General features: G+C 58.5%; 25 protein-coding genes and 1 tRNA gene. 19 read left to right on the top strand and 7 right to left on the bottom strand.

Annotation, left to right across the window (positions count from 1 at the left end; genetic code table 11):
* The first annotated feature begins 309 nt into the window (after positions 1–309).
* A complete protein-coding gene (gene mntR, locus B3759_RS09140) occupies positions 310–792 on the top strand; it encodes a manganese-binding transcriptional regulator MntR (RefSeq protein ID WP_291365631.1) in 483 nt (160 codons plus the stop codon).
* 45 nt (positions 793–837) lie between these two features.
* Positions 838–993, top strand: coding sequence for a hypothetical protein (locus B3759_RS09135; protein ID WP_291365630.1), 156 nt, complete (start codon positions 838–840; stop codon positions 991–993).
* A 68-nt stretch (positions 994–1061) separates the two neighbouring features.
* On the opposite strand, the gene B3759_RS09130 is transcribed toward B3759_RS09135, so the two are convergent.
* A complete protein-coding gene (locus B3759_RS09130; protein ID WP_291365629.1) occupies positions 1062–1946 on the bottom strand; it encodes a LysR family transcriptional regulator in 885 nt (294 codons plus the stop codon).
* An 83-nt stretch (positions 1947–2029) separates the two neighbouring features.
* Entirely contained in the window at positions 2030–2992 is a 963-nt protein-coding gene (trxB, locus tag B3759_RS09125; protein ID WP_291365628.1) for a thioredoxin-disulfide reductase, read from the bottom strand.
* A gap of 215 nt (positions 2993–3207) precedes the next feature.
* Between trxB and B3759_RS09120 the strand changes: the two genes are divergently transcribed.
* The 11 genes from B3759_RS09120 to B3759_RS09070 all read left to right on the top strand — a co-directional run bounded on the left by B3759_RS09120 (position 3208) and on the right by B3759_RS09070 (position 14259).
* Entirely contained in the window at positions 3208–3708 is a 501-nt protein-coding gene (locus B3759_RS09120; RefSeq protein ID WP_010668531.1) for an Lrp/AsnC family transcriptional regulator, read from the top strand.
* An 11-nt stretch (positions 3709–3719) separates the two neighbouring features.
* On the top strand, positions 3720–4859 hold the full coding sequence (locus tag B3759_RS09115) for a glycosyltransferase (protein ID WP_291365656.1): 1140 nt from the start codon (positions 3720–3722) through the stop codon (positions 4857–4859).
* Between the two features lie 22 nt (positions 4860–4881).
* Positions 4882–6390: an ArnT family glycosyltransferase gene (locus tag B3759_RS09110; protein ID WP_291365627.1), complete on the top strand. Its 1509-nt coding sequence runs from the start codon at positions 4882–4884 to the stop codon at positions 6388–6390.
* A gap of 83 nt (positions 6391–6473) precedes the next feature.
* The gene (locus tag B3759_RS09105) at positions 6474–7712 is read left to right on the top strand and encodes a flagellar motor protein MotB (protein WP_291365626.1); all 1239 of its coding nucleotides are present in this window, start codon (positions 6474–6476) and stop codon (positions 7710–7712) included.
* Between the two features lie 52 nt (positions 7713–7764).
* Positions 7765–8631, top strand: coding sequence for a flagellar motor stator protein MotA (gene motA, locus B3759_RS09100; RefSeq protein ID WP_010666247.1), 867 nt, complete (start codon positions 7765–7767; stop codon positions 8629–8631).
* 25 nt (positions 8632–8656) lie between these two features.
* Positions 8657–9172 (top strand): transcription elongation factor GreB, encoded by a 516-nt coding sequence (greB, locus tag B3759_RS09095; protein WP_291365625.1) that lies wholly within the window; start codon positions 8657–8659, stop codon positions 9170–9172.
* A 68-nt stretch (positions 9173–9240) separates the two neighbouring features.
* The gene (gene gshB / locus B3759_RS09090) at positions 9241–10221 is read left to right on the top strand and encodes a glutathione synthase (protein WP_291365624.1); all 981 of its coding nucleotides are present in this window, start codon (positions 9241–9243) and stop codon (positions 10219–10221) included.
* Between the two features lie 751 nt (positions 10222–10972).
* Positions 10973–11719, top strand: a complete 747-nt coding sequence (locus tag B3759_RS09085) for a class I SAM-dependent methyltransferase (RefSeq protein ID WP_099347232.1) — start codon at positions 10973–10975, stop codon at positions 11717–11719.
* Positions 11720–11903: 184 nt separating this feature from the next.
* Positions 11904–13169: a hypothetical protein gene (locus B3759_RS09080; protein ID WP_291365623.1), complete on the top strand. Its 1266-nt coding sequence runs from the start codon at positions 11904–11906 to the stop codon at positions 13167–13169.
* Positions 13166–14122 carry a heme o synthase gene (locus B3759_RS09075; RefSeq protein WP_291365622.1) on the top strand — a complete coding sequence of 319 codons (957 nt, stop codon included), beginning with the start codon at positions 13166–13168 and terminating at the stop codon, positions 14120–14122. Before B3759_RS09080 ends, B3759_RS09075 begins: the two co-directional genes overlap by 4 nt.
* A complete protein-coding gene (locus B3759_RS09070) occupies positions 14122–14259 on the top strand; it encodes a hypothetical protein (RefSeq protein WP_291365621.1) in 138 nt (45 codons plus the stop codon). The genes B3759_RS09075 and B3759_RS09070 overlap by 1 nt, the downstream gene beginning before the upstream one ends.
* Positions 14260–14373: 114 nt before the next feature.
* Here B3759_RS09070 and rlmB read toward each other — a convergent pair whose 3' ends face one another.
* On the bottom strand, positions 14374–15240 hold the full coding sequence (rlmB, locus tag B3759_RS09065) for a 23S rRNA (guanosine(2251)-2'-O)-methyltransferase RlmB (protein ID WP_291365620.1): 867 nt from the start codon (positions 15238–15240) through the stop codon (positions 14374–14376).
* Positions 15241–15321: 81 nt separating this feature from the next.
* Between rlmB and B3759_RS09060 the strand changes: the two genes are divergently transcribed.
* Positions 15322–15407 (top strand) — tRNA-Tyr (locus tag B3759_RS09060).
* 237 nt (positions 15408–15644) lie between these two features.
* On the opposite strand, the gene B3759_RS09055 is transcribed toward B3759_RS09060, so the two are convergent.
* Entirely contained in the window at positions 15645–16289 is a 645-nt protein-coding gene (locus tag B3759_RS09055) for a 2OG-Fe(II) oxygenase family protein (protein WP_291365619.1), read from the bottom strand.
* Positions 16290–16521: 232 nt separating this feature from the next.
* On the opposite strand from B3759_RS09055, the gene B3759_RS09050 reads away from it, so the two are divergent.
* Positions 16522–17868, top strand: a complete 1347-nt coding sequence (locus B3759_RS09050) for a glycosyltransferase family 87 protein (RefSeq protein WP_291365618.1) — start codon at positions 16522–16524, stop codon at positions 17866–17868.
* Here B3759_RS09050 and B3759_RS09045 read toward each other — a convergent pair.
* Entirely contained in the window at positions 17859–18764 is a 906-nt protein-coding gene (locus B3759_RS09045; protein ID WP_291365617.1) for a prephenate/arogenate dehydrogenase family protein, read from the bottom strand. The two genes, B3759_RS09050 and B3759_RS09045, sit on opposite strands and share 10 nt — an antisense overlap.
* A 5-nt stretch (positions 18765–18769) precedes the next feature.
* A complete protein-coding gene (locus B3759_RS09040; protein WP_291365616.1) occupies positions 18770–19825 on the bottom strand; it encodes a lysylphosphatidylglycerol synthase domain-containing protein in 1056 nt (351 codons plus the stop codon).
* A 265-nt stretch (positions 19826–20090) separates the two neighbouring features.
* On the opposite strand from B3759_RS09040, the gene hpnA reads away from it, so the two are divergent.
* Entirely contained in the window at positions 20091–21086 is a 996-nt protein-coding gene (hpnA, locus tag B3759_RS09035) for a hopanoid-associated sugar epimerase (protein ID WP_291365615.1), read from the top strand.
* Between the two features lie 12 nt (positions 21087–21098).
* Positions 21099–22253 (top strand): glycosyltransferase, encoded by a 1155-nt coding sequence (locus B3759_RS09030; protein WP_291365614.1) that lies wholly within the window; start codon positions 21099–21101, stop codon positions 22251–22253.
* Between the two features lie 68 nt (positions 22254–22321).
* Here B3759_RS09030 and B3759_RS09025 read toward each other — a convergent pair whose 3' ends face one another.
* The gene (locus B3759_RS09025) at positions 22322–22741 is read right to left on the bottom strand and encodes an NUDIX hydrolase (protein WP_291365613.1); all 420 of its coding nucleotides are present in this window, start codon (positions 22739–22741) and stop codon (positions 22322–22324) included.
* Between the two features lie 122 nt (positions 22742–22863).
* Here B3759_RS09025 and B3759_RS09020 point away from each other — a divergent pair, with 122 nt between their 5' ends.
* Complete coding sequence (locus B3759_RS09020) at positions 22864–23814, top strand: squalene/phytoene synthase family protein (protein WP_291365612.1); 951 nt, start codon at positions 22864–22866, stop codon at positions 23812–23814.
* 108 nt (positions 23815–23922) lie between these two features.
* Positions 23923–24825: a presqualene diphosphate synthase HpnD gene (gene hpnD / locus B3759_RS09015; protein ID WP_291365611.1), complete on the top strand. Its 903-nt coding sequence runs from the start codon at positions 23923–23925 to the stop codon at positions 24823–24825.

Below are 24825 nucleotides of genomic sequence, written 5' to 3'. Positions count from 1 at the left end.
GAGGCGGCACCGAAACAATGATGAGTATAAAGGTAGATTTCAAAATCGTGTTGCGGCGCGGCATGGGCGATGTCTCTGCAATATTATATAGCTATTGCTATAATTAAGGGTGAAACTGGCGTGAGAACTGAACGCTTCATGGGAAAAGGCATGCGGTCAGAAAGAGAGGCGATATACTGCTTTCCCTATTATTAAAACAAAATGCTAATCTATATGCAATATGCTATATTTCGTCTTCAATCAAAAGCTGGATCGAACCTTGGGAATGATCTATTCGTGACGGAATAATCATTCGGGAAAGTCCTGATCTTGAAGTCGCCGCACATACTGAAATCATCTCCCTCCCTGCCGGACCCGAACGCGCAGTCAGAGAGTTTCCGGGCCAATCGTGAGGCACGGCGCAAGGTTCTGGTGGAAGATTATGTGGAACTGATTTCTGACCTTCTGGCGGAATCGCAGGAGGCCAGACAGGTCGATATCGCTGCACGTCTGGGCGTGTCGCAGCCAACCGTCGCCAAAATGCTGGCGCGGCTGGTGGCTGACGGTTTTGTCGTCCAGAAACCCTATCGCGGCGTGTTTCTCACGGAGGCCGGGCAGAAAGTGGCGGAAGAGGCAAGGGCCCGACACAGGATTGTCGAGGCGTTTCTGCGCGCGCTCGGTGTAAGTGAGGAAAGCGTTCTGGTCGATGCCGAAGGCATTGAGCATTATGTGGGAGATGAGACGCTTGCGGCTTTCAAGAGAGCCATTGATGGTGGATTACACGACTTCATCAAGAACCTGACAACACGATAATAACCACCGGTATTTCTTCATACCATTCATGAAAGTGCCTGTTCCATGACCATGCTGATCGTCTGTCTTGTCTCTTGGGTCGTGTGCGCTGTGGTCTCGTATGGTTTTCCGCATTACGCGCCAACTGGAGAAACAATCGCCATCTGCCTCGCGCCCGTGGGGCTGTTCGCTTGTGTCGTTACGGCACTCGGGAAGCCATAATCAGGATAGAAAAAAGGCGGACACCATGGCAGTGCCCGCCTGAAAACATGTGAAACTGCAAGCGGCTATCAGGAACGCAGTCCCAGTTCGCTGGTCAGGAAGTCGCGGAAGACTGCAACACGCTTCGAGCTACGCAGTGCTTCCGGATAGACGAAGAATGCTTCCACCTTGGGCGGCTCGACGTTCGGAAGAACCTTGATCAGATCAGGATATTCCGCAACGGCGTAACCCGGAACCGAACCGATGCCGAGACCGGCGGAAATGGCGTCCGCCATGGCGACCATGTTGTTGACTTCCAGCCGTGCTGCCCGCCGTGCGCCTTCAGGCATTCCGGCTTCCAGCAGCCAGTTCACATGCGGAACCGGAGGATGATAGCCGCCGAATGCTACGAGATTATGGTTGGCGAGATCCTCGAGTGAGGAAGGCTGGCCAAACTGCTCAATATAACGCGGGGAGGCGAAGACGGAGAGCGGGAAGTCCGCGAGGTGCCTCTGGATGAGGTCAGGCTGACGTGGCGCATGCATGCGCACTGCGACATCGGCTTCACGCATACCCAGATCGAGGTCATTGTCCTCAAGGATCAGCGTGATGGAAATGTCGGAATTCTGCGCCATGAAGCGGTGCAGTCGTGGCATCAGCCAGCAGCTGCCAAATCCTGTCGTCGTGGTGACGCGCAGACGTCCGGCTGCCTTTTCCTTGCTTTCCGTCAGCAGGGTTTGCGTCATTTCCAGTTTGGAGAAGACTTCCCTGACTGTCTGATTCAGCATCTCACCCTGTTCTGTCAGGATAAGGCCACGGGCGTGACGATGAAAAAGAGGTACCTGGAGAACATCCTCCAGGGCTGAAATCTGACGCGAAACAGCAGACTGGCTGAGGTTGAGCACATCACCCGCATGGGTAAAGGACCCGGCTTCCGCAACAGCGTGGAATATCCTGAGTTTGTCCCAGTCCACCCCGATCTCCCTTGTCTGGTTTGAGGTACAGTCCTGACCCGATGTACCTACATGGTGTTTGGTGAAGGAAATACTTCAGACGGTCAAGTATTCTGTCCTGATTCCGAAACGAGACCGCCCAGATGCCGTTCCGCATCCAGAGCCGCCATACAGCCTGTTCCGGCCGCGGTGACGGCCTGACGATAAATCTTGTCCTGCACATCACCTGCCGCAAAAACGCCCGGAACCGATGTCCGCGTCGTCCCTGCTTCGGTCATGATGTAACCTTCCGCATCCAACATAAGCTGGTCGTGGAAAAGTTTCGTGTTTGGAGCATGACCTATGGCAATGAACACGCCTTCAACGTCCAGCGTGCTCAGGGTTTCATTCAGCGTGTTGAGCAGTTTCACGCCGGTGACGGTCGGCGGGGTACCTGCGCTGAGGATGTCGGCCACGACCGAATTCCACACGACAGAAATTTTCGGATTAGATTCCAGCCGGTCCTGAAGAATCTTTTCCGCCCGAAGCGAATCGCGCCGATGGATCAGCGTGACGTGCGATGCGTGATGCGTCAGGTAGAGCGCTTCCTCGACCGCCGTATTGCCGCCGCCGACAACCGCGACTTTCTTGCCGCGAAAGAAGAATCCGTCACAGGTGGCGCAGGCGGAAACTCCCGCGCCCTGAAGGGCTTTTTCGGAAGGGATGCCCAACCACTTTGCCTGCGCCCCGGTGGCAATGATCACACTGCGGGCGAGATAGACGTCGCCGCCGTCAAGCGTGATGCGGAAAGGTGAGCCGTTTCGGAAATCCACTTTCGTGACAAGATCATGAATAATCTGCGTGCCGACATGTTCGGCCTGCGCCGCCATCTGCTCCATCAGCCACGGTCCCTGAATCGCGCTGGCGAAACCGGGATAGTTCTCCACGTCCGTGGTGATCATCAACTGACCGCCGGGCTGCATGCCAGCGACGAGAACAGGCTTGAGATTCGCACGGGCTGCGTAAATGGCTGCGGTGTAACCGGCCGGTCCGGCGCCAATGATCAGGAGATCGGTGGTTATTGTCATGCTCTACGACGCCTTTCGCTCTCGTCCTGTCATCTGGCACGGTCTCGAGGGAAGGTGCCTTGTGTCTCCATTCGAGGAGCTGATTGTGGAGCGATATGGTCCTGTTTTTCGCTCGGGGCAAGCTTTGGCGGACAGGTTTTGATGCATTACTGGCAGACGTCGGAGGGTTTTGGACAGATGACAGGGTTCGTCCTATATGCACGCGAGGTCGCGGGATGGAGAGGCTGGTGACGGAAGCGGAACTCGATGCGGTGGATCGGCTGATCATTGCCGAACTGCAGGCGGACGGACGCATGACGAATGTGGAGCTGGCCCGTCGGGTGGGCATTTCCGCGCCTCCCTGCCTTCGGCGTGTGCGTCGTCTGGAAGAGATCGGTGTCATCAGGGGCTACCATGCTGACGTGGACGCCAATGCGCTGGGCTGGCCCATCACGCTGTTCGCCCTGATTGGTCTCGACAGTCAGAAGGAAACAGTTCTGTCACAGTTTGAGGCGATGGTGTCGTCGTGGCCGGAAGCGCTGGAGTGCCACATGATGCGGGGCAGCACCGACTTCCTTGTTCGGCTGGTTGCCCGGAACACGACGCAGGAGAATGAAATGACCCGCCGCCTGACAGAGGCTCCCCACGTGGTGCGTGTGCAGACTCTGCAGACAATCCGCACAACTCTCTCACGTTTTCCGTCGCCGGAAGGGGTGGGAGATGGAAAGCTTCCGTGACCACACTCGTTATGCAGGAAAAGCTTTCACAAACGATTCACTCTCCCGCTGAAGACAGGCCTGCCGGAAGCCCCGATATCACGGTGGTGGTGCCCTGTTACTGCGAGGCAGCGAATGTCCGGCCTCTGGTCGAGGCGCTGACGCGGGCTCTGGCCGGGCGGGACTGGGAAGTCGTTTTTGTCGACGACAACTCGCCTGACGGCACGATCGAGGCTGTCAGGGAACTGGCTCGCAGCAACTGGCGCGTGCGGGGTATTTCCCGTATCGGACGGCGCGGACTGTCCACGGCGGTGATCGAAGGCGCACTGTCTTCGTCCGCGACCTATATCGCCGTCATGGATGGTGACCTCCAGCATGACGAAACCCGTCTCGGCGTTATGCTGGATGCTCTTGCGAGCGGACGGTGCGATATCGCCATTGGAAGCCGTCACGTCGAAGGCGGTGATAATAGCGGTCTGGCCAATGCGTGGCGGCATGCCCTGTCAAACGGCGGAATCACGCTGGCGCAGATGATTCTGCCGGTCAGGGTGGGCGATCCGATGAGCGGGTTTTTTGCCCTGCGGCGGGATCTGTTCGTGCGGACGGCACCCCGACTGTCCGGCGCGGGCTTCAAGATTCTGATGGATCTGATCCTGTCCGCGCCAATCAAGGTCCGCGTGGAGGAGATTCCCTGCACGTTCAAGCCGCGCCTTGCGGGAGAGAGCAAGCTCGACGTGCTGGTTATGCTCCAGTTCCTCGGACTGATGCTCGACAAGCTGTTTCACGGCTGGCTACCGATTCGCTTTCTGGTCTTTGCGTTTGTCGGTCTGGTCGGTGTGATCGTGAATATCGCCATCATGAATGTGCTGCGTCTGTCCGGGGTGGACTTCCCGATCGCACAGACGGGCGGCACTTTCGTCGCCATGCTGGTCAATTTCTGGCTCGACAACACGCTGACCTACCGTGACCGCAGACTGAAAGGCACCCATCTGTACGGTGGGCTCTTCCTCTTTCTTGTCGTATGCTCCGCGGGCGCATGGGCGAATATCGGTATCGCGCAACTCTTCCGCGATGACGGCCAGACGTTCGACAAGGCGAGCGCAACGGGTGCAGTGATTGGCGTCGTCTGGAACTATGCTGTGTCCTCGACGCTGATCTGGCGCAGGAAGTGAGGTTTTCGCCCGGAGTGTTGCGGTGAGTCTGCTTTCTGCGCGGAAGGCGTTTTCCCGTCTTTTGGACGCTATTTTGGCCCATCCGTTCATCAGTCTCGGAGTGCTCACGGTCTTGCGTCTGATTCTGGCAGCCTGTCTGCCAGTTACGCCTGACGAAGCCTATTACTGGACGTGGTCGCACGATCTTCAGGCCAGTTACCTTGATCATCCTCCGATGGTGGCGTGGTGGATCTGGATCGGAACGGCGCTCTTCGGCGATACGGGGTTCGGTATCAGGCTGACTGCACCACTCGCTGCTGCTGTCGGTACGATTCTGACGGTTCTGGCCTGTCGGGATTTTCAGGTCGCCCTGTTGCGGGACAGACCTCTTGCGCCAGTGGTGAATCCCTGGATTGTCGGTGTGCTGCTCAATGCCACGCTGGCGCTCGGGGTGGGCGCGACCGTCATGACGCCGGACACGCCGCTGCTTTTTTTCATGGCCCTGTTTCTCTGGGCTTCCGGGCGATTGGTGCGAACGGGAGATCTGCGCTGGTGGGTGCTGCTTGGCGTCAGTGCGGGGCTCGGGTTTGACAGTAAATACACCATGGTTCTGCCAGTGGCCGGTCTGGGTTTGTGGTGTCTGCTGTCTGTGAGGCGACTGAAACAGCTTCTCACGGTTTGGCCCTGGCTGGGGGCAGCAATCGGTGTGTGTCTGACATTTCCGGTTGTCTGGTGGAACGCCACCCACGGTTGGGCCAGCTTTATCCGGCAGGGTGGGCGCACGGGCGACTGGCAACCCTCGCGTGCGCCGGGATACCTTGGCGAACTGATCGGTGGCCAGATTGGATTGCTGACGCCGGGCATCTTTCTGCTATCCGTGGTGGCGTTGATTGCTGCATTTCGCAGGCGCTCGGATATAGATCGTTTGCTGTTGTGTCTGACCTGTGTGCCGGGAGCTGTTTTCTTGCAGCATGCTCTGGGAGACCGGGTGCAGGCGAACTGGCCCGTTCTGATTTATCCGGCTTTGGTGTGTCTGATCGTCCTGCAGGGAGACCGACGCTGGAAAATCGCTTCCGGTCTCGGCTACGCACTCTGGGGCCTTCTGCTATGTCAGACGACGACCGGGTTTCTGCCTCTGAACAGACATTTTGACGTCGCCCTGCGACAGGGCGGCGGCTGGACAATATTTGCCGAAAATGTCGCGCAACAATCTGAAGGCGCTGCTTTCATCGCTTCTGATGAATACGCTCTGGCATCGGAACTGGCTTTTCGTCTCCCCGGTCGCATTGTGCTGGGTGCCGAACCGCGCTGGATGCTGTTTGACCTGCCAGCATGGTCCTGCAAGGAGGGCTGGGGATTATTGATCCGAAACGGACGACGCTCCTTCCCACAAGGCAGTCCCTGGGCTGCTCTTGGTCAACCCGCCGGGATGATCGTGCGGTTGCGTGATGGGCGTGAGGCGGAGCGATACAATCTGTACCGGGTCGCTTGTCCGATTCCGGCTCTTCCTGCGTCGTGGTTGAGGAAACTCCCGGCTGCATCGCGCAGTTAGAGCGGGAAGGCCATGACATCACCCTTTTGTTAAGCGTGTTTTAAGCCCCTTCCGCCAGCATAGCCGGACGGTTGGAGAGGCAGATGCCACGTAAGGACGGGGACAACAAAGCGCGAATCATCGTCGTCAAACGTGGCGGCGGAGGCGGTGCAGGGCATCACGGCGGTGCCTGGAAAATCGCCTATGCAGATTTCGTGACCGCCATGATGGCGTTCTTTCTTGTGATGTGGCTGATCAACGCCACCACGGAACAGCGTCGTCGTGGCATTGCCAATTTCTTCAATCCCATGGCGACCACGGGTGATGCGGCTGCGCAGACGCCTAGTGGTCCGGGAAAATCTTCCTCCGTCGTGCAGGGAGATGCGGATAATGCGGGTCATGCGACCGGATCTGATATGTCCGGAGAGCAGGCAGCCCAGCAGATGGCGATGCCCCAGAAAATGCAGATTTCTCAGGCCGAGAAAAACGCCATTCTTCCGCCCGGCATGGTCAGTGACGCCAAGAAAAGTAAAAATGCTGAACTGGGTGGAGTGGGGTCCGGCGTTTCCATCGTAGTCGGCAAAGAAACCTCCGGCGCGGGAAACGATGTCCGCACGCGCGGTGTTTTCGCAGTGCCCAATCCGGCATTTCCTGATCGCAGTATCGGTAAGGTAGCGTCGATCACGCCAGCTCTCCCCCGGATCGTGCCGGTAGGGGGAGAGAAGAACGGGGCGACAACCTCTCTTGGTGACGGCCGCAATTCCGCTGCCGAGACGGAAGAGGCTGATCTTCAGCAGGACAGGAAGCAGATTGAGAAAGCGCTGTCGCAGGATCCGGATGCAGCCCAGCTGAAGTCACAGATTTCGGTCGATGTGCTGCCGGTTGGACTGCGTATCCAGGTCGCGGAGAGTAATCACAACCCGATGTTCGATACGGGATCGGCCCGTCTGAATGAACGAGCCACGCATTTGCTGCAATTGATCGCGCCGTATCTGACAGCCATGCCGCAGAACCTGTCCATCTACGGTTACACGGACGGTGCTTTGTACAAGAAAAAGGGCGCGTCCAACTGGACGTTATCTGCGGCCCGGGCGGATTCTGCCCGCGAGGTTCTGTCTGCTGCGGGCTTTCCCGAACAGCGACTGGCTGAAGTCGTTGGACGCGCTGCGCACGATCTGGCTGATCCGGATGATCCGGCCGCAGCTGTGAACCGCCGCGTGGTTCTCGTGCTGCATCGAGACCATGAGGTGAAGCTGCCGGATGACACGTCCGCTGAGGCGGGAAGCGGTGAACAGTCGGCTCCCGCTGCAAATGCGGCGGCTCAGCCACCAAAAGCACAGTGACGATGACATGGCACGGCAAGATTATTCGTGCCTTGAGACGAGGATAGACTAGATGTTGTTAATCGGTGGGCTGGTATTTCTGCTGGTCTGTGTATTCGGATCCTTTGCAGCATCAGGCGGTGCAATCGGACCGCTGATCAAGTCCATGCCATTTGAGCTGATCACGATTCTTGGTGCCGGCATCGGCACATTCGCCATGGCCAATTCGATGTCGGATATGAAGCATGTGCCGGGCGCTCTGAAGACAGCGATCAAGGGACCGGCTTTTGGTCGTCAGGATTATATTGATCTGCTGGGACTGCTGTTTTTCTTTGCGCGGCTGGCTCAGACACAGGGTGTCATGGCGCTTGAGCCGCACATTGAAACACCCATGGAGAGCACGGCCTTTGCCGCCTATCCCAAGATCAGGGACAATGATCGGGTCCGTAATCTGATCTGCGATTATCTCCGGATGATCAGCATGAATATGGACGACGCTTTTCAGTTTGACGAAGTGATGTCCCGTGAACTGACAAAAAATCTCAAGGAAGACACGCATGTGGCGCACGGTCTGCAGACACTGGCTGACGCTCTGCCTGCACTCGGTATCGTGGCGGCTGTGCTCGGCGTCATCAAGACCATGGGTTCCATCAGCAAGCCACCTGAGGTTCTCGGTGAAATGATTGCCGGTGCGCTTGTCGGCACCTTTCTTGGCGTGTTGCTGGCTTATGGCATGGTTGGCCCGCTGGCTGGCCGCATTCAGAGTGTTGTGGAAGAAGACGCCCGTTATTATGACCTGATCCGGGCCGTGCTTGTCGCTTATCTACAGGGTAATCCTGCACAGGTGAGCGTCGAGATCGGTCGGAAAGACATTCCTATGCATCTGATGCCGAGTTTCCAGGAGATCGATACTGCGATCAGCGAACTCTCCATCGGATAAGACCGATGAACAGGGTTGAGACCGCGTGGCGCAAAACGACAAGACTGACCGGAACGGAGGCCTGGCCCGTTATGTGACGCCAGACGGCCTACGTGTGATGCGGGAGGAACTCTCGCATCTCATGCGTGTCGAACGGCCGTCTGTTGTGGAAATCGTTTCATGGGCCGCCGGAAACGGCGATCGTTCTGAAAATGGCGATTATATTTATGGCAAGAAGCGACTGCGGGAGATTGACCGCCGTATACGCTTTCTGACGAAGCGGGTGGAGACGGCCATAGAGGTCGATCCCGCTCAGCAGACCCGGCGTGACCGGGTGTTTTTCGGCGCGACGGTAATCTATGTCGATGAGAATGATCGGGAAACAACGGTCACCATTGTCGGAGCGGATGAGGCCGTGTCTGAAAAACATGAAATCACTCTGTTGGCGCCTGTCTCGCGAGCCCTTCTCGGTCGCGCTGTCGGCGATGAAGTCACGCTGCACACTCCGCGGGGTGCGGAACTGATCGAAATCCTATCCATTACCTATCCCGCTCCCCCATAACTTCCGTAGCGTTTTGCTTGCGAAGGGAAGTGCTTTAAGAGTTTCAGTCTGAAAAGGAGTTTGGACTGATGCTCTCTGGGCTTGATGTTGCTGTGCAGATGGACCCTCTCGAAGGGGTCGATATCAATGGTGATTCAACATTCGCCATGATGCTGGAAGCTCAGGCCCGGGGATATCGCCTGTTTGTTTATGGCGTGGAATCTCTGGCGCTGCTTGAGGGCGGACAGGGAGATAAGACCCGTCTGACGGCCTCGGTGCGGCCTGTCACCGTACGGCGTGAAAAAGGTAATCACGCGACATTCGGAGAAGCGAAACGGACCGATCTATCGGAAATGGATGTGATCCTCATGCGGCAGGATCCGCCGTTTGATATGGCCTACATCACGGCGACGCATCTGCTCGAGCACGTTCACGGTGTTGGCCCAGGTAAAGCGCTGGTCGTCAACGATCCACGCTCCGTGCGGGATTCGCCGGAAAAGCTGCTTGTTACACACTACCCTGAGCTTATGCCGCCGACGCTGGTGACATGGGATGTCGGTGAAATCCGCGCTTTCCGACAGAAATGGAAAGACATCATCGTTAAGCCGCTGTTCGGTAATGGTGGCAGTGGTGTCTTCCGTATTCGTGAAGACGATCAGAATCTGAACGCTCTGCTGGAAATGCACTTTGCCCGTTCTCGTGAGCCTCTCATGATCCAGCGCTATGAAGCGGCTGTGCGGAAAGGCGACAAGCGGATTATCCTTGCTGACGGCAAGCCCATTGGCGCGATCAACCGCGTTCCAGCGGAAGGCGAGGCGCGGTCCAACATGCATGTTGGCGGCGTGGCGCAGCGTGTGGAACTGACACCCCGCGATATCGAAATCTGCAACGCCATTGGCCCGATGCTGAAAGAGTGCGGGCTGATTTTTGTGGGGATCGACGTGATCGGTGACTGGCTGACGGAAATCAATGTAACGTCACCGACAGGCCTGCAGGAGCTGGAGCGCTTTGACGGCATTAATCCCGCAGGGCTGTTGTGGGATTGCATCGAAAGCCGTCTGTCAGCCTGATAACTGGACTGCCTGATCCGCAGGATTCTGTGCTCAGATGAAAAAATGAGCGCGGAAATGTTTTGTAAAATATTGGGTCGGGAGTGTCATTCACGCTGCATGGTGAAGGAGCGAACGGAGTGTTTGGGGGATCACTCCGTTATAAGGCGTCACCAATAAGAAACGTCTGCTCTGCAATGGATGCCATTGGGAAAGTAAAAGAGGAAAAGCTTTAGGAGTTATTCTCTTCTTTGTTGTTTTTGCGAAAGCGTTCCAGATCAAATTTATTGTCGATCCATCTATAAATTGGGGTCTGCCAGTAAAATATGAGCATTATGGACCAGATCACTATTGAGGCGAGGATAAGGAAAATATTCAACTCTTCTCTCCGGTAACATCATGCATTGCCATCCGCTACGCTGCAGCCTGTATGACATGGGCAGAAATGTTTTTGGCACGATAACATTAAGAGAAAGAAGCCATTGTAAAAAGGGTGTTCGAAACAATCCTGAACTCTGGCTGAAATCCGCAATCACATTTTCTGTCGGTGCGCGGGGCCGGGCAGCATAGGCAGAATATGGCTGCCCATGTGAGAGAAAACATTTTAAACGTAATGGGACGAAAAAGGGCGGCCTGCGACATCTTTCTTCCGTGGGCTTGGTCGTTTCCGTCTCGTGTGGCAATGTGCCGCGACAATACTGAGCACGACCGTGTTTTTACGATGCCCTGGTCGTGTCTCAATGTTCAACCATTGGGCAGCAGATAGGGCGTAATGAGCGAAGTCTTGCAGGATGTCCGCAGTGAAGCAGCGGAAGGCGTCTCCCATAAGGAGGAGAATCACGGGCCTCGTGTAGCGCTGGATGCAGATGCTGTCAGGGCTGCATACCGGCGCTGGGCCGGTGTCTATGACACCGTGTTCGGCGGTATTTCTGCCTTCGGGCGAAAAAGAGCGGTTGCAGCGGTGAATCGCCTGCCGGGCTCCCGCGTGCTGGAAGTCGGGGTCGGCACAGGTCTCGCTCTGCCGCATTATACGGCGAGCAAGCGTATTACCGGAATCGACCTGTCATCCGATATGCTGGCCCGTGCGCGCGAGCGTGTGCGCCGTGACCATCTCAGCAATGTTGACGCCCTGCTGGAGATGGACGCCGAGGATACGCGCTTTGCCGATGATTCGTTCGATATCGCCGTAGCGATGTTTGTGGCGTCGGTGGTGCCTCATCCTCGCAAGTTGCTGGCCGAGCTGAAGCGCGTGGTTCGTCCCGGCGGCTATATCCTGTTTGTGAATCACTTCCTCGCTCCGACCGGCGTGCGTGGCGTGATCGAACGTGGCATGGCCCGTGCGTCTCATTCTCTCGGCTGGCATCCTGATTTCGCCATGGAAGCCCTTCTCCCTCCGGAAGATCTGGCGCGGGCCCGGATTGAACCCGTTCCTCCGGCAGGATTGTTCACGCTGGTGACGCTGGAGCATGAAGTAACGGCAGCCGATGCGTCGAAAACCCAGGAAAAAGTTGTCGCCTGACTGAATGCGCGCCTGAACCGAGGCGCGCTGGAAGCAGGTCTGCGTGCTGCACGGCGGGTAACAGAGCGCTTTTGATCGACGGGAATTTCCGTTAGTCTGATCCGGTTTATTGCGTGGATGGTCAGTTTGCCTGACCGTCACGAACCAGGATCAAAGCCCTGATGAACGAGAGACGTGGACGCTGATGGCCGTTGTGACTCCTGCCCAAACTCAATCGGTCAGCCGTCGTAGCGGACTGTCTCCTTGTGCCGCCACTGCCGGTTATCTCGCGCTGTCAGTGACAGTGGGCGGACTAGCCGGAGCTGTCGCGCTTGCCAGTCAGCTTCATGTTCTGCCTACCGGACTCGAAGCGAGAATGGCGGCTTTTCACCCCAGCGCCATGCTACTGTTCGTTGGTGTTCCCGCTTTTCTCGGCGCCTTTGGTCGACTTTTTCTCGCTCGTGATCTGATGTCAGGCGGAGTGAAAGGGCTTCCTCTGCTTGATGGCGGAGCTCTCACCGTCATGCTGCTGGCGCTTCTGATGTTTCTGAGCGGTGTTTCGCAGGGTGATCTGTTCGGCATGGGCTTGTGGAGTGTCGGCGCTATTCTCATGTCCGCCTCCACGCTGGCGATCATCTGTGATTCACGGGCTGGAGCAGGCATTGTCGCTCCTCGTGGACAGGAGAGAGTGAGTGGGCTGGTTCCTTTCTCCCTTTTTGTCTGGACACAGCTTTGTGCCGCCATTGGGCTTCTGCTTGCTGCGCCGGTTCTGGCCGCAGGAGCGACCCGCGAGTTTCTTGGCGCCTCTGACGTCATGCCTCATTTTGAAATGCCCGCGACCCTGATTGTGCTGGTTTCAGCTTTCGGTCTGGCTGCCAGAGTGTTCGATGGCATTGCGCCAGTGGGGCAGAAGCTGAAGGCAGGTGCCGTGGCCGTTATTGCTACGGTCGCAATCGGCGGTCCTGCTGTGTGGGATCGCATGGCGTTTGTGCATGCAGATCCGGCTTTTGTGCAGAAAATAGGAACGATTCTGGCTGCCGTTGCGGCAATCGCGTTTGCCGGAATCTGGATTCGCGCTTTGTGGCGTCAGGCTGTTACGGTGCGTGCAGCCATTGATGTGCCGGTGTTGTGGGTCTCCGGCTTTTTTGTGCTTCTGGCTGCTGGATGGATGGGCTCAGGCGTGCATACGGCGGTTCTGAATGGCGCCGTATTTGTCCTGTTCGGCGGGTTTTACGCTTGGCTGAATGACGTGACGAACGGGCATTACTCCCGGAATTCCGCCAGAGCGCAGTTTGGCCTCATGTTTTTTGGTGTGCTGGCTTCTGACAGCAATACCGGTTTGGGACAGGCCTTGGGTGGTGCGGCAATGGCCGTCTCACTCGGTGTTCTGGCTTTTGTGCTGCTGAACGTGCTGAGCGCAGGCAGAAAAGCTGCTTCCGGAAATGTCGCCATGCAGGACATTCGCCGATGAGCGGCGCGACGGCGGAGGTCCGCCCCGCTCGCGTTCGGTTTGACGCGGCAAGAGTCGGGACAAACGCGAAGGACTGGGTTCAGCTTCTCAAGCCGCGGGTGATTTCACTCGTGGTCTTTACGGGCGCTGCCGGTCTTTACATGGCGCCCGGACACATGAATCCGTTGATGGCGGCGATCAGCATCCTGTGCATCTGCCTCGCGTCCGGTGCGGCGGGTGCCATCAACATGTGGTATGACCGCGACATCGACATCATCATGCAGCGGACAGCGACGCGCCCGATTCCAGGTGGCCGCATCCCGGCTGACGAGACGTTGGCCTATGGACTGGGGCTATCGGTTTTTTCGGTAATCCTGATGTGGCTGGCGACAAATACGCTGGCTGCCGGGATTCTGGCGTTCTCCATTTTCTTTTATGCCGTGATCTATACGATGTGGCTGAAGCGTTCGACGCCGCAGAACATCGTTATTGGTGGCGCAGCGGGTGCTTTCCCGCCGATGATCGGCTGGGCTGCGGCGACCGGCTCGATGGATGTCATGCCGGTGGTGATGTTCTCCATCGTGTTCCTGTGGACGCCTCCGCATTTCTGGTCGCTCTCGCTTTATGCCTGCAAGGATTATGGACGCGCGGGGATTCCCATGCTGCCGGTGGTGAAGGGAGCCCGTCACACACGCTGGAACATTCTGGCCTACACGATCATTCTGCTGGCGGTGTCGCTGGTGCCATCCTTCATGCATCTGAGCGGGATGCTGTATACGGTGACCGCGCTGGCGCTTGGCCTCGGGTTTATTGCCTGCGCTGTTCGTGTGCTGCTGGAAAAGCAGGATGCCAATGGTGTCAGCCTGAATGGTGACAAGGCCGCGCGGATCTCGTTCCGTTTCTCGCTGGCCTATCTGTTTCTGCTGTTCTGTGGTCTGCTGGCTGACCACGCCCTGACATGGTGGATGTCGTGATGACCGTGCCGACCGATCTGACTGAAGTCGAACAGATTGAACTGCTCCGTCGCCAGCGCGGACGGGTGATCAGCCTCGTCAGCTTTACGCTGGCCATGGTGCTGGTGATTTATGCAGTGGCGCTGATCCGTCTATAGAGGTCAGCGCCCACAGCTGTAACGCTTTAACAAATAAATCAGGATCAAAGGGGCCGTGTCCCTTTGCCGGGGTCCGGGGCCAAAAAGCCCCGAGCGAGTGATCCTGTCTGGTCCTTAAGCCGCTCTCACCAGCTCATACAGCCCGATTGCCGCCGCTACAGAGACGTTGAGGCTTTCCATTGTGCCCGGCATGTAGAGGCCCGCAATTTCGTCGCAGTTTTCGCGCGTGAGACGACGCAACCCATCGCCTTCCGAACCGAGAACCAGAGCGGCACGGCGACCTTTCAGGCTGCTGCCCTCAAGCCGTCCACCACCTGCATCGAGACCGACAACCCAGCAGTCGTTTTGTTTCAGGGTTTCCAAGCAACGCGACAGATTCACTACACGCACCAGAGGCACAACCTCCAGAGCGCCCGAAGCCGCCTTGGCCAGAGCCGCGCCTTCTTCCGGAGCGTTCCGATCCTGCATCACCACGCAGGCAGCGCCGAATGCGGCGGCTGAGCGGAGAATCGCACCGACATTGCGGGGATCGGTGACCTGATCAAGCACGAGGACCGGGCCCGGACGTTCCAGCGCGTCCTCAATGGCCACAGCCTCAAGCGGCTCCACCAGCACGGCGACGCCCTGATGCACGGCTTCAGCGCCGAGGAGTGCTGTGAAGCGGGCCTTGTCGCCACGCTCGACATAGGAGGGCAGGGGGACCGACAGACGTTTCGTGAAATCGTCCTGCGCCTCGGCAGAGAGAAGGACACGCTGAATTGTGCGGTGCGGATTCTCCAGAGCAGCCTGACAGGCGTGCACGCCTGCGATCCAGTAGGGGCCACCCGGTTTCTGCCGGTTTCTGCCGTGATGACGCGGGCCGCCGCGACGGGCTTCCCCCTGATCACGGGAATCGGGCTGAGCCTGTCGGGAGGAGTGAGGGGAGGACTGTCGAGGTGTGCGCATGGCGCTGCTATACGACGGGTTGCATGCCGTCGTCATCAGGTCTGACAGCCGGAATGAAAGAGAAACTGCCAAACCGGTTGACAGGCAGCGTGAACACCCTTAATTCCTCGGCCCAACGGAAGGGTGCCCGAGTGGCTAAAGGGGGCGGACTGTAAATCCGCTGGCGTACGCCTACGTTGGTTCGAATCCAACTCCTTCCACCATTTTTCATATAATTCGCAGGTTTCTCGGTCTCAATGCACTGTCAGTGCGGGATGGCTGCTGTGAAACCGCTTTTAAGTCTGACGGCTGTCGTGACTGCTGTAGTCTTATACGTCTGTAATAAAACCCAGACGTGTTCTCTGCTTCCTGTCTTGTGATTTAAGGCAGGCTGGAATCAAAGAGTTTGGGGTGTAGGTTACGCCCGCCTAATAATCAGGCCTGTGATTCCTGTCCGCCCATCAGGCAGCAAATGTAAGCTTTTTCGCCAGCGCTGACAGTTTGTGACGTCGGAGTTCAGAGCGGGCCTTCGCGCCGGTTTCCATGTAATTGAGCTGAATCGTGTAACGCGGTCCGACATATTGCCGGTGACCGTGCCAGGTCGTCGGACCATTGGGGAAGACGAGTAGCGTGCCGTTCACGGGCGGCACTTCCACAGCGAAATTCTCGACGTCATCAGGGCCGTTCAGCAGGCGCAGGCAGCCTTCCTGACGTCCGAATGCGGCTGATGGCGGGTTGAGATAGAGAAGAATCGTCACGCGTTTGGCAGTGGAATCGCAGTGAATACGACCGTCTTTCTCACGGGTGCGTCCACGGATGGTCAGCATGGTGGGCGCGTCGTCGAGATTAAGGTCGAACTTCCGGGCAATGATCTCTCGCAGTTTCGGACCTTCAAGCTGCGTAATGAGATTCTGCATGAGCGGCGTTAACGCCAGCGCCTCGGGCGGAAAGGAGCCCCCGGAAGTGATCTGCGGCAGGGATGTCTGAAGAACGGCCAGTTCATCCTGCGGAATGAAATGCTCGACGGCCACATGGGGAAAAGGAGCCTGCTCGACCGGCTTGGCCGCCAGAGCGGCAAAATCAAGATTCAGGGCGGCGACAGTCATGTTCCGGAACTCCTTGACCCCTTCATATTGAATAGAGGCCGTGTTCTGCTTTTGTAAGCACGGCATCATATGTCTGCATTGTCTGCGTGTCACATGGACGTATTCACATGGTCGTTTGATGCGATGACAAGATTAAAAATCATCACCCAATGTCATGCCGTCTGAATAAAACAGTAATTCGTTAACCTTTCTGTCTGATGGTGCCGGAAAATATCATCGCATCAGGCAAGGTATGGACAGGCGGCCAAAGAGACTGAAAGCTGCGCTCGGGCGAACCCTTCTACAGGCTGACTGGCTGAATCGCGGGCGGGCGCTGGCGTATTGTCGCATCCTTGGTGTCTACGGATGGGGCCTGTTTCTTTCCATCATCGTGGTTTCACATTGGGGCACCGATTTCGAGGGGCAGCCGATCTGCGCCGATTTCGTCAGTTTCTGGGCGGCTTCCCGGCAGGTGCTGCAGGGGCATGTGGCCGAGATATATGACAGCGCGAAGCACCATCTGGTTGAGCTTGCCGCTTTTCCCGGTCTCTCCTTCGGCAACTTTGCTTTCTATTACCCTCCGACCTTTCTGCTGGTTTGCGTGCCGCTCGCGCTGGTGCCTTACCGTCTCTCGGTCGCGCTGTTTCTGATCCTCACGGGCACTCTCTTCGTGCGCGCCCTTCGGCGGCTGTTGCCGCACCGCTGGGCGCTTCTGCCGATTCTGGCCTTTCCGGGATTGGTGATCGGTGTGGCGAATGGGCAGAACGGTCTTCTCACCGGTTCTTTGTTCGGCTGGGCCATGGTGCTGCTGGCGGAGCATCCTTTTGTGGCGGGGCTGTGCCTTGGTGGGTTGGTGATCAAGCCGCAATTGCTGGTGGCAGCACCAGTGGTCCTGCTTTGCGCCCGGCGATGGCATGCTGTTGCTGGCGGAATATGCTCCGGTCTGGGCCTGATTGCGGCGTCATGGCTCGCTTTTGGCGCTGTCAGCTGGAACGGCTTTCTGCGCATGAGCCATGAGGCTCAGGGGGCGTTCTCGCACGGCTATGTCCAGTCATGGAAAATGCAGAGTGTCTTTGCCGCCGCGCATCTGCTGCATGCGCCTGCATGGCTGGCTTATGGCGCGCAGATAACGGCGGCGGTATCGGCTTTGAGCCTCGCTGGATGGCTTGTAGCCCATTTGCGCAGGCGTGTGGCCGAGCTTGGCGAGAGGGCGGTCGCATCCGGACAGGTGGCGGTGATGATCGCCGCGATGCCGTTCTGTTCACCATTCCTGCTGGATTACGATCTGGCCTGTCTGGCGTTTCCGATGGGATGGCTGCTGTTGCAGGCGCAGCGGACTGGCTGGTGGTCAGGCGAGAAATTTATTCTGTTTCTGGCCTATATCTATCTGCTGGGGGCAAGGCTGTTTGCTGAGCTGACGCATGTCGGTCCCACACCGATTATCTGTGCGGCTCTGCTGTGCGTGTTGGCGCGGCGCATCGCTCCGGACAAATGGTCGGATCTCAAACGGATTATCGTATCGAAGACAAACCGGCTCAGTCGGCGGCACCCGGAAGCCGCGCCTGTGGCTACACGGAGCAGTGGTGGCGTTCAGGCCTGACGGTTTTCCAGCAGACTGCGCCGGATGCTGCGTCCGCGCTCGATCCGGTCCACGATATAATCGGAATCGCCCCAGCGGATTGCGCGGGCCATCGCCTGAGCATCCTCCAGAAACCGTGACAGCATTTCCAGAATGGCTTCCCGATTGGACAGAAAGATGTCCCGCCACATGATGGGATCGGATGCTGCGATTCGCGTGAAATCGCGAAAGCCGCTGGCTGCGAATTCCAGCACTTCGGAGCGGGTTTCATCAGCCAGATCGTCTGCCGTTCCGCAAATGGTGAAGGCCAGCAGATGGGGGAGATGGCTGACGATGGCGCACACCCTGTCGTGGTGTTCCGGCGTCATATCCCGTGTGCGGGCGCCGCAAAGCTGCCAGAGCGTCGTGATGGCTTCAACACTGTCCGGCGTGCTGTCCGGCAGCGGAGTCAGCAGGCACCAGCGATTATCGAAGAGCGTGGCGAACCCGGCATCCGGTCCGGAATATTCCGTGCCGGCCATCGGATGTGCCGGAACATAGGGAACGTCCGGGCGGAGAAAGGGACGAATGGCCTCGATCACAGCCACTTTGGTCGAGCCGGTATCCGTCAGAATCGCACCGGGCTTCATGGCCGGGATGACGGTTGCGGCGACTTCGCCCATCGCGCCGACCGGCACGCAGAGCATCACGCAGTCAGCGTCGGCGACGGCAGCAGCCGCATCGCCTGTGACCTCATCAGCAATGCCAAGTTCGCGCACACGCTCACGAAACGCCGGATTGATGTCCACGGCTATGAGACGTCGTGCAATCGTCCTGTCGCGTCGGGCGCGATGCAGCACGGAGGCTCCGATCAGACCCGGGCCGATGACGACCAGCGTGTCGAACAGAGGAGTGGATGCGTCGGAAGAATCGGTCATAGGCATCATCCTTCCGTCGTGTCTGTCAGGGCGTCGGGCATCCGGTCCGGAAGAGTCCGGGCCTCCGTTTTCGCTGTGCGGGCTTTGAGCGCCCGCATCTCCGAATACTGCCACCATACCAGCATGGGGATTCCAATGCTGATTTCCCGACCACGACGCAGCAGGGACAAGGCGAGGCAGAGGGAAGCGTCCAGTCCGAAAGCGTGGCCCAGCGTCATATAAGCGCCTTCCTGCACGCCAAGGGCGGCGGGAACCAGAAAGGAAGCCGACATCAGACCGCAGGTGACGCCTTCAATGGCGATGGCGTCAGGAAAACTCAGAGAGGCCCCCATCAGGTAAACGGTCAGCCAGAGCACGCCTGCGCTACAGATCCACCCGACGAGATGAATGGCGGCGGAAGCGGAAATCCGGCCAGGGTGCGACCATGCCCTCTCCATCCAGTCCTGCAAGGTTCCGGCACCGTCCATGACCGTCGTCTGCCATTGTCCGGCAATGTGTTTGCCCAGCAGGCGCACCGTGCGTTTTACGGCTGTTCCACCGCGCTGCTGCGTCCAGATGAAACCGGTAGCGCCCGCAGTGAGCAGAAGAGCGCCGATGATGACGGGCTTGACCAGCGGATTGGACGCGCTGCCGACGGCCAGAAGCGTGACGGCCAGCAGGATGAAGACAATCTGTCCCAGCACCTCTGTCGTGATGTCGACCACATTGGCGCACGCGGCTTCCGGCCATTCGATCGAGGAGGTTTCCACGGCGTGGTGACGGCTGGTGGCGCGGATGCCGAGCACGATGCCGCCCAGCTGGGAAAAGGGAAGACAGGTCGAGGCGGCGTCCCTGATCATGCGGGCGACCATCAGATGCCTGTAGGTCATGGAGGGAAACGCCGCATACCAGGCGCAGCCAAGAACGGCGTCCACGGCGAGCTGTGCCAGGATCGTCAGGAGAAAACCGACAAGGCCGATCCGTGAGACAGCCGCCACGACGGAGTCAAAGCCGTTCCACGCCATTGCAGCCGTAATCGCGGCAAGCCCGAGGAGGGTGAGAAGGATGGTAAGTTTTTTCAAGAGTATCAGACCATCCGTCGGTTGTCGCTCATGGCTTCGGCCGGACGCGAGGCGAATCTGTCCGGAAAAGATCGAAATAGGAGGTCCGGCACGGCATGTGCGACCCTTCTCCAAAACAGGGCGAAGTCCTTACACTACCCGGTCGGAATGCGCCAGTGTAACAGGGCTGCAGGCTTTTATCGTGCCCCTCTGGTCTAAACCATCCTCCTCAGGATAAAGCAGAATGACATGTTTTGACCATGATGCCTGAGGGGAAAGGGATTCCATGACCGCGCCAACTCTTGTGACAGGAGCTACCGGCTTCGTGGGCTCTGCTGTGGCCCGCGTGCTTCTGGCTCGTGGTCATGCCCTGCGCCTGATGGTCCGTGCCGGTAGCGATCGGCGCAATATCGCTGATATGCCAGCCGAACTGGTGGAAGGCGATCTTTCCAATCCTGCCAGTTTTGCGAAGGCGGTCGAGGGCTGTCGTTACGTCTTTCATGTCGCGGCGGACTACCGTTTGTGGGTGCCTGATCCGGCTCCGATGATGGCGGCGAATGTCGAGGGCACCCGTCTGCTCATGCAGGCCGCTCAGGCTGCTGGCGTGGAAAAGATCGTCTATTGTTCTTCAGTCGCGGCGCTGGGATTGATCGGTGACGGCACGATCTCGACGGAAGAAACGCCTGTTAACGAGCACTCTGTCATCGGCATTTACAAGAAGTCCAAATATCGTGCCGAGCAGGAAGTCCTTCGCATGGTGCGCGATCAAGGACTGAAGGCCGTCGTCGTCAATCCGTCCACGCCCGTCGGTCCGCGCGATATCAAGCCGACACCGACGGGACAGATGATTCTCGACTGCGCTGCAGGCCGGATGCCCGCCTATGTCGATACAGGCGTGAATATCGTGCATGTCGATGATGTAGCGGAAGGTCATGCGCTGGCTCTGGAGCGCGGCGTCGTGGGTGAGCAGTATATCCTTGGCGGTCAGAACTACCTGCTGGGCGACCTGTTCCGCATGGTCGCGGAAATCGCGCATGTGAAGCCGCCCCGGATTGTCCTGCCGCAGGAGGTGATCTGGCCGGTTGCTGTGGCGTCCGAATGGCTGTCCCGCAAATTTGGCATCGAACCCCGCGTGACGCGGGAGATGCTGGCGATGTCACGCAAGAAGATGTTCTTCTCCTCGGACAAGGCTATTCACGAGCTCGGCTATGCGCCACGTCCGGCGTATGACGCCGTCAAGGACGCGATAGACTGGTTCCGTCAGGCTGGTATGCTGAAATAAGAGCGGGGACGTATGCTGGTTTATCTGGCCGGTCTCTCGGCACTGATCTGGACTGCTCTTCTCGGCTTTCATGGACGATTCTGGCAGGCTGGCCCCATTCTGCGCCCCGGAAAGGCACATAAAACACTGCCTCCGGTCAGTGTGGTGGTGCCTGCGCGGGATGAGGCTGAGTCCATAAAATCCTGCCTCTCGTCACTTCTGACGCAGGATTACGCAGGACAGTATCGCATTGTCCTGACTGACGACCGCAGCTCGGGCGGCACGGGGGATCTGGCGCGGGGTCTGCCGGACCCACAAGGCAAACTGACGGTTGTGGACGGGCAGCATCGTCCTGACGAAGCCTGGAGTGGCAAGCTCTGGGCCGTCGAACAGGGGGTGGCGCGTGTCCGGGCAGAGTGTCCTGAAGATGATGGCTACATTCTGCTGACGGACGCCGATATCGAGCACGATCCGGCCCATATCTCCACGCTGGTGGAAAAAGCCGAGCGTGAAGGGCTCGATATGGTGTCCGAAATGGTGGAACTGAACTGCGTCAGCGCGGCTGAAAAGGCGCTGGTGCCAGCTTTCGTGTTTTTCTTCGCGCTGCTGTATCCCTTCGCCAAGGTGGCTGATCCTAAAAGCCGGACAGCAGCGGCGGCGGGCGGCACAATCCTGATTCGCCGTGCTGCGCTGACCCGCATTGGCGGTATTGCTGCCCTGCGCGGTGCTCTGATCGACGACTGCACGCTGGCAGCGCATGTCAAGCGCTCGGGTGGCCGGATCTATCTCGGTCATTCCTGTCTCGCACGCTCGATCCGCCCCTATCCGCATCCGCGTGACATCTGGCGTATGATTGCCCGCACGGCATACGTTCAGCTGCATTACTCCCCGTTGATCCTTGTCGGAACGGTGCTGGGAATGTTGCTCGTCTGGATTCTGCCCGTCTTTCTGGCACTGTTCGGGAAAGGGCAGGCCCGCAAGCTGGCGGCACTGGCATGGATGGCGTCGATGGCGTCCTACATGCCGACCCTGCGACGTTTCCGCATGTCGCCTTTCTGGGCGCTGCTGCTGCCAGTCGTTGCGATATTCTACACGGCTGCGACGGTCGGCTCGGCTGTCGATCACCATCGCGGTCGGGGCGTGAGGTGGAAGAACCGGGCTTACACCGAGGCGACCCACGCAGGATGATGTCTGCGGGCACGGTTGCGGGTTAAGGCCCGCAATCCGCCAATGGCTGGTCGTTGAACCGTTTTCTGTCAGCGATATCCTGAACGTCCCTGAAGAGCCTGAAGCGCCTGCCGGGTCGCCTCGGTGAGAGGTGAGGGCAGGGAGGACAGGTCGAACCAGCCCATTTCAGCGAGAGCTTCCGGTTCACGGATGGCGGGTTCGCCGATAAAGGCTTCCACCAGAAAAACCGGCGCGACCCAGTGTTGTCCGGCTGTTCTGTCGATCTGGTCCACGACACAGAGCAGTTCGGGAGCCTGGATCTGGATGCCTAGTTCCTCCTCTATCTCACGCGCCGCCGTGTCAGCGACCTTTTCATAAGGATCGACCTTGCCGCCGGGCAGACCCCAGTGTCCGGCTTCGGGATTGCGCTTTCTTTTGACAAGAAGAAGCTGGTCTTTGCGGAAGATCGCAGCGCCGCAACCGACACGTGGAATAGGGGGATTTGTCATGATGAGATGCTCCTGCGATCTGTTTGCCGGATGATGCCACTGACAGTCCATCTGTGATCCAGCGGAAGTAACGTGGTGGTAAGTGTAGGCAGCAGGCTCCGGAGCGTGTAAACCACCCCGCCATGTTTCCGGATTCCTCATCAGCCGCACACGCGGAGCCAACCCTTCTGTCAGAAAGCCTGTCAGTTGAAGACGTGCGCGCTGCTGTCGCCCGTGACAAAATTGATCCGTGGCGTGCGCCTGATGTCTCGTCCGGCAAGGGGCAGTCAGACGAGAATTTCCCGGTCGGCTCGGTGCTGTTTGCGCCTGCCATGCGCAGCCATGTGCATGCCTATTATGATTTCGCCCGCTTCAGCGATGACGTGACCGACAGCGATCGGCTGACACCCGAGGAAAAGGTGGCGCGGCTGGATGCGATGGAAGACATCGTACACGGTCGGGCTCAGGCGCCCGACCGCAAGGACGCCCGCTCCGCCGCACGCGTCCGGGAGATGCTGCTGCGCACGGGGCTTCCGTTCGAGGTCGCAACCGATCTGCTGGTTGCGTTCAGGGAAGACGCCGTCAAATCGCGCTACGCCTCTCAGGCTGAACTCGACCTTTATTGCCGCTACTCCGCGAATCCGGTCGGGCGCTTTCTGCTGGGACTGCATGGCGAGAGTGACAGGACATTCCCGGCGTCCGACGCGCTCTGCACGTCACTCCAGATTCTCAATCATCTTCAGGATTGTCAGAAAGACCTTCTCCTTCTGAAGCGGTGCTATGTGCCGCTGGACCTTCTTGAGGCGCAGGGGCTCGGTGTAGAGGCTGTTCTGGAAAACACGACCTCCCCGTCATTGCGTCGCGTTTTCGACATATTGCTCGACGAGACAGATCGCCTGAACGAAGAGGCTCTCGGGTTGCTGCGTCATGTAAGGGATCGCCGGATGCGGATGTATTGCGGCGCTGTTGTAAGGCTGGCGCATCTGCTGGCGGCCCGTCTGCGGGTGGGAGATCCGCTGGCGGAACGGGTGGCGCTGACAAAGGCTGATTTCGCACGGGCGGCGGTTGCGGCCCTCGGGAGCTGGAAGAACTGATATGCCTGCCAGAACAGGATTGGTCCGGCAGGCAGGACTGACAAGACAGGGGAGTGTCTGCTCCCGCTGGACTATTGGGCGGTGCGGAACCGTCCGGGAAAGGATGCCATGACTGACGTAATCGGAACGCATGACGAACCCACGCCGCTCGGCTGTGACCCGACCGATCTTGCGCGGGTCGAGGCCATCGTGCGGCAGGCCGGAACGTCATTCGCGGCGGGAATGCGCATTCTGCCGCCATACCGTCGTTATGGCATGTATGCGATCTATGCCTTCTGCCGGATGGTGGACGACATCGCGGACGGCGATGTGCCGTCCCTGAGCGGCCCGGAGCATGCACAGGCCCGGGAAGCGCGCCTCAATGAGTGGCGTGAGCGCATTGGCCGCCTTTACGACGACAAGCCGCAGGATGCGCTGGACCGGGTGCTGCATGCCTCCATCCGCTTCTTCTCGCTGAAGCAGAAAGATTTTGACGACGTGATCGACGGCATGATCATGGACGCCACAGGGCCGATCGTGGCTCCGACCGAAGAGACGCTGGATCTTTATTGTGATCGCGTGGCCTCCGCTGTCGGACGGCTCTCCGTGCATGTGTTCGGCGACAGTTCGAAGCACGCCGAGCGGGTTGCCTATCACCTTGGTCGCGCCCTCCAGTTGACCAACATTCTGCGTGATGTGGCTGAAGACGCGCGGATTGGCCGTCTGTATCTGCCGAAGGAACTGCTGGCCCGCTTTGATGTGCCTGCCGATCCGCAGAAGGCTCTGTCGGCTCCTGGCCTCGCGGGTGTGATGCAGATTCTGGCGGTCCGGGCTCAGGATCACTTCCGGCAGGCCTTCCGTGCCATGAAGAAATGTGATCGCAAGGCGATGGTGCCGGCTCGCATGATGGGCGGCTGTTATCTGTCGATCCTGAATGCGCTGATGAAGCGTGGCTGGGATCATGTTCGCACGCCGCTGGCGGTTTCCAAGGTCAGCAAGGCGGTTGGCGTCGTGCAGGCTTTCGCGGCCTGA

This window comes from Acetobacter sp. UBA5411 (assembly GCF_002409645.1).
Classification (GTDB): domain Bacteria; phylum Pseudomonadota; class Alphaproteobacteria; order Acetobacterales; family Acetobacteraceae; genus Acetobacter.
This window is presented reverse-complemented; position numbering and strand designations above follow the sequence as displayed.

What these genes read in the sequence shown, in the direction of transcription:
- B3759_RS09085 (WP_099347232.1), top strand. Translation starts at nt 10,973, where the DNA reads ATGAGCGAAGTCTTGCAGGATGTCCGCAGTGAAGCAGCGGAAGGCGTC.
- B3759_RS09045 (WP_291365617.1), bottom strand. Translation starts at nt 18,764, where the DNA reads ATGACCGATTCTTCCGACGCATCCACTCCTCTGTTCGACACGCTGGTC.
- motA (WP_010666247.1), top strand. Translation starts at nt 7,765, where the DNA reads ATGTTGTTAATCGGTGGGCTGGTATTTCTGCTGGTCTGTGTATTCGGA.
- gshB (WP_291365624.1), top strand. Translation starts at nt 9,241, where the DNA reads ATGCTCTCTGGGCTTGATGTTGCTGTGCAGATGGACCCTCTCGAAGGG.
- B3759_RS09115 (WP_291365656.1), top strand. Translation starts at nt 3,720, where the DNA reads ATGCAGGAAAAGCTTTCACAAACGATTCACTCTCCCGCTGAAGACAGG.
- B3759_RS09105 (WP_291365626.1), top strand. Translation starts at nt 6,474, where the DNA reads ATGCCACGTAAGGACGGGGACAACAAAGCGCGAATCATCGTCGTCAAA.
- B3759_RS09030 (WP_291365614.1), top strand. Translation starts at nt 21,099, where the DNA reads ATGCTGGTTTATCTGGCCGGTCTCTCGGCACTGATCTGGACTGCTCTT.
- rlmB (WP_291365620.1), bottom strand. Translation starts at nt 15,240, where the DNA reads ATGACGACGGCATGCAACCCGTCGTATAGCAGCGCCATGCGCACACCT.
- B3759_RS09025 (WP_291365613.1), bottom strand. Translation starts at nt 22,741, where the DNA reads ATGACAAATCCCCCTATTCCACGTGTCGGTTGCGGCGCTGCGATCTTC.
- B3759_RS09050 (WP_291365618.1), top strand. Translation starts at nt 16,522, where the DNA reads ATGGACAGGCGGCCAAAGAGACTGAAAGCTGCGCTCGGGCGAACCCTT.
- trxB (WP_291365628.1), bottom strand. Translation starts at nt 2,992, where the DNA reads ATGACAATAACCACCGATCTCCTGATCATTGGCGCCGGACCGGCCGGT.
- hpnA (WP_291365615.1), top strand. Translation starts at nt 20,091, where the DNA reads ATGACCGCGCCAACTCTTGTGACAGGAGCTACCGGCTTCGTGGGCTCT.
- B3759_RS09080 (WP_291365623.1), top strand. Translation starts at nt 11,904, where the DNA reads ATGGCCGTTGTGACTCCTGCCCAAACTCAATCGGTCAGCCGTCGTAGC.
- B3759_RS09135 (WP_291365630.1), top strand. Translation starts at nt 838, where the DNA reads ATGACCATGCTGATCGTCTGTCTTGTCTCTTGGGTCGTGTGCGCTGTG.
- B3759_RS09070 (WP_291365621.1), top strand. Translation starts at nt 14,122, where the DNA reads ATGACCGTGCCGACCGATCTGACTGAAGTCGAACAGATTGAACTGCTC.
- hpnD (WP_291365611.1), top strand. Translation starts at nt 23,923, where the DNA reads ATGACTGACGTAATCGGAACGCATGACGAACCCACGCCGCTCGGCTGT.
- B3759_RS09120 (WP_010668531.1), top strand. Translation starts at nt 3,208, where the DNA reads ATGGAGAGGCTGGTGACGGAAGCGGAACTCGATGCGGTGGATCGGCTG.
- B3759_RS09055 (WP_291365619.1), bottom strand. Translation starts at nt 16,289, where the DNA reads ATGACTGTCGCCGCCCTGAATCTTGATTTTGCCGCTCTGGCGGCCAAG.
- B3759_RS09020 (WP_291365612.1), top strand. Translation starts at nt 22,864, where the DNA reads ATGTTTCCGGATTCCTCATCAGCCGCACACGCGGAGCCAACCCTTCTG.
- B3759_RS09075 (WP_291365622.1), top strand. Translation starts at nt 13,166, where the DNA reads ATGAGCGGCGCGACGGCGGAGGTCCGCCCCGCTCGCGTTCGGTTTGAC.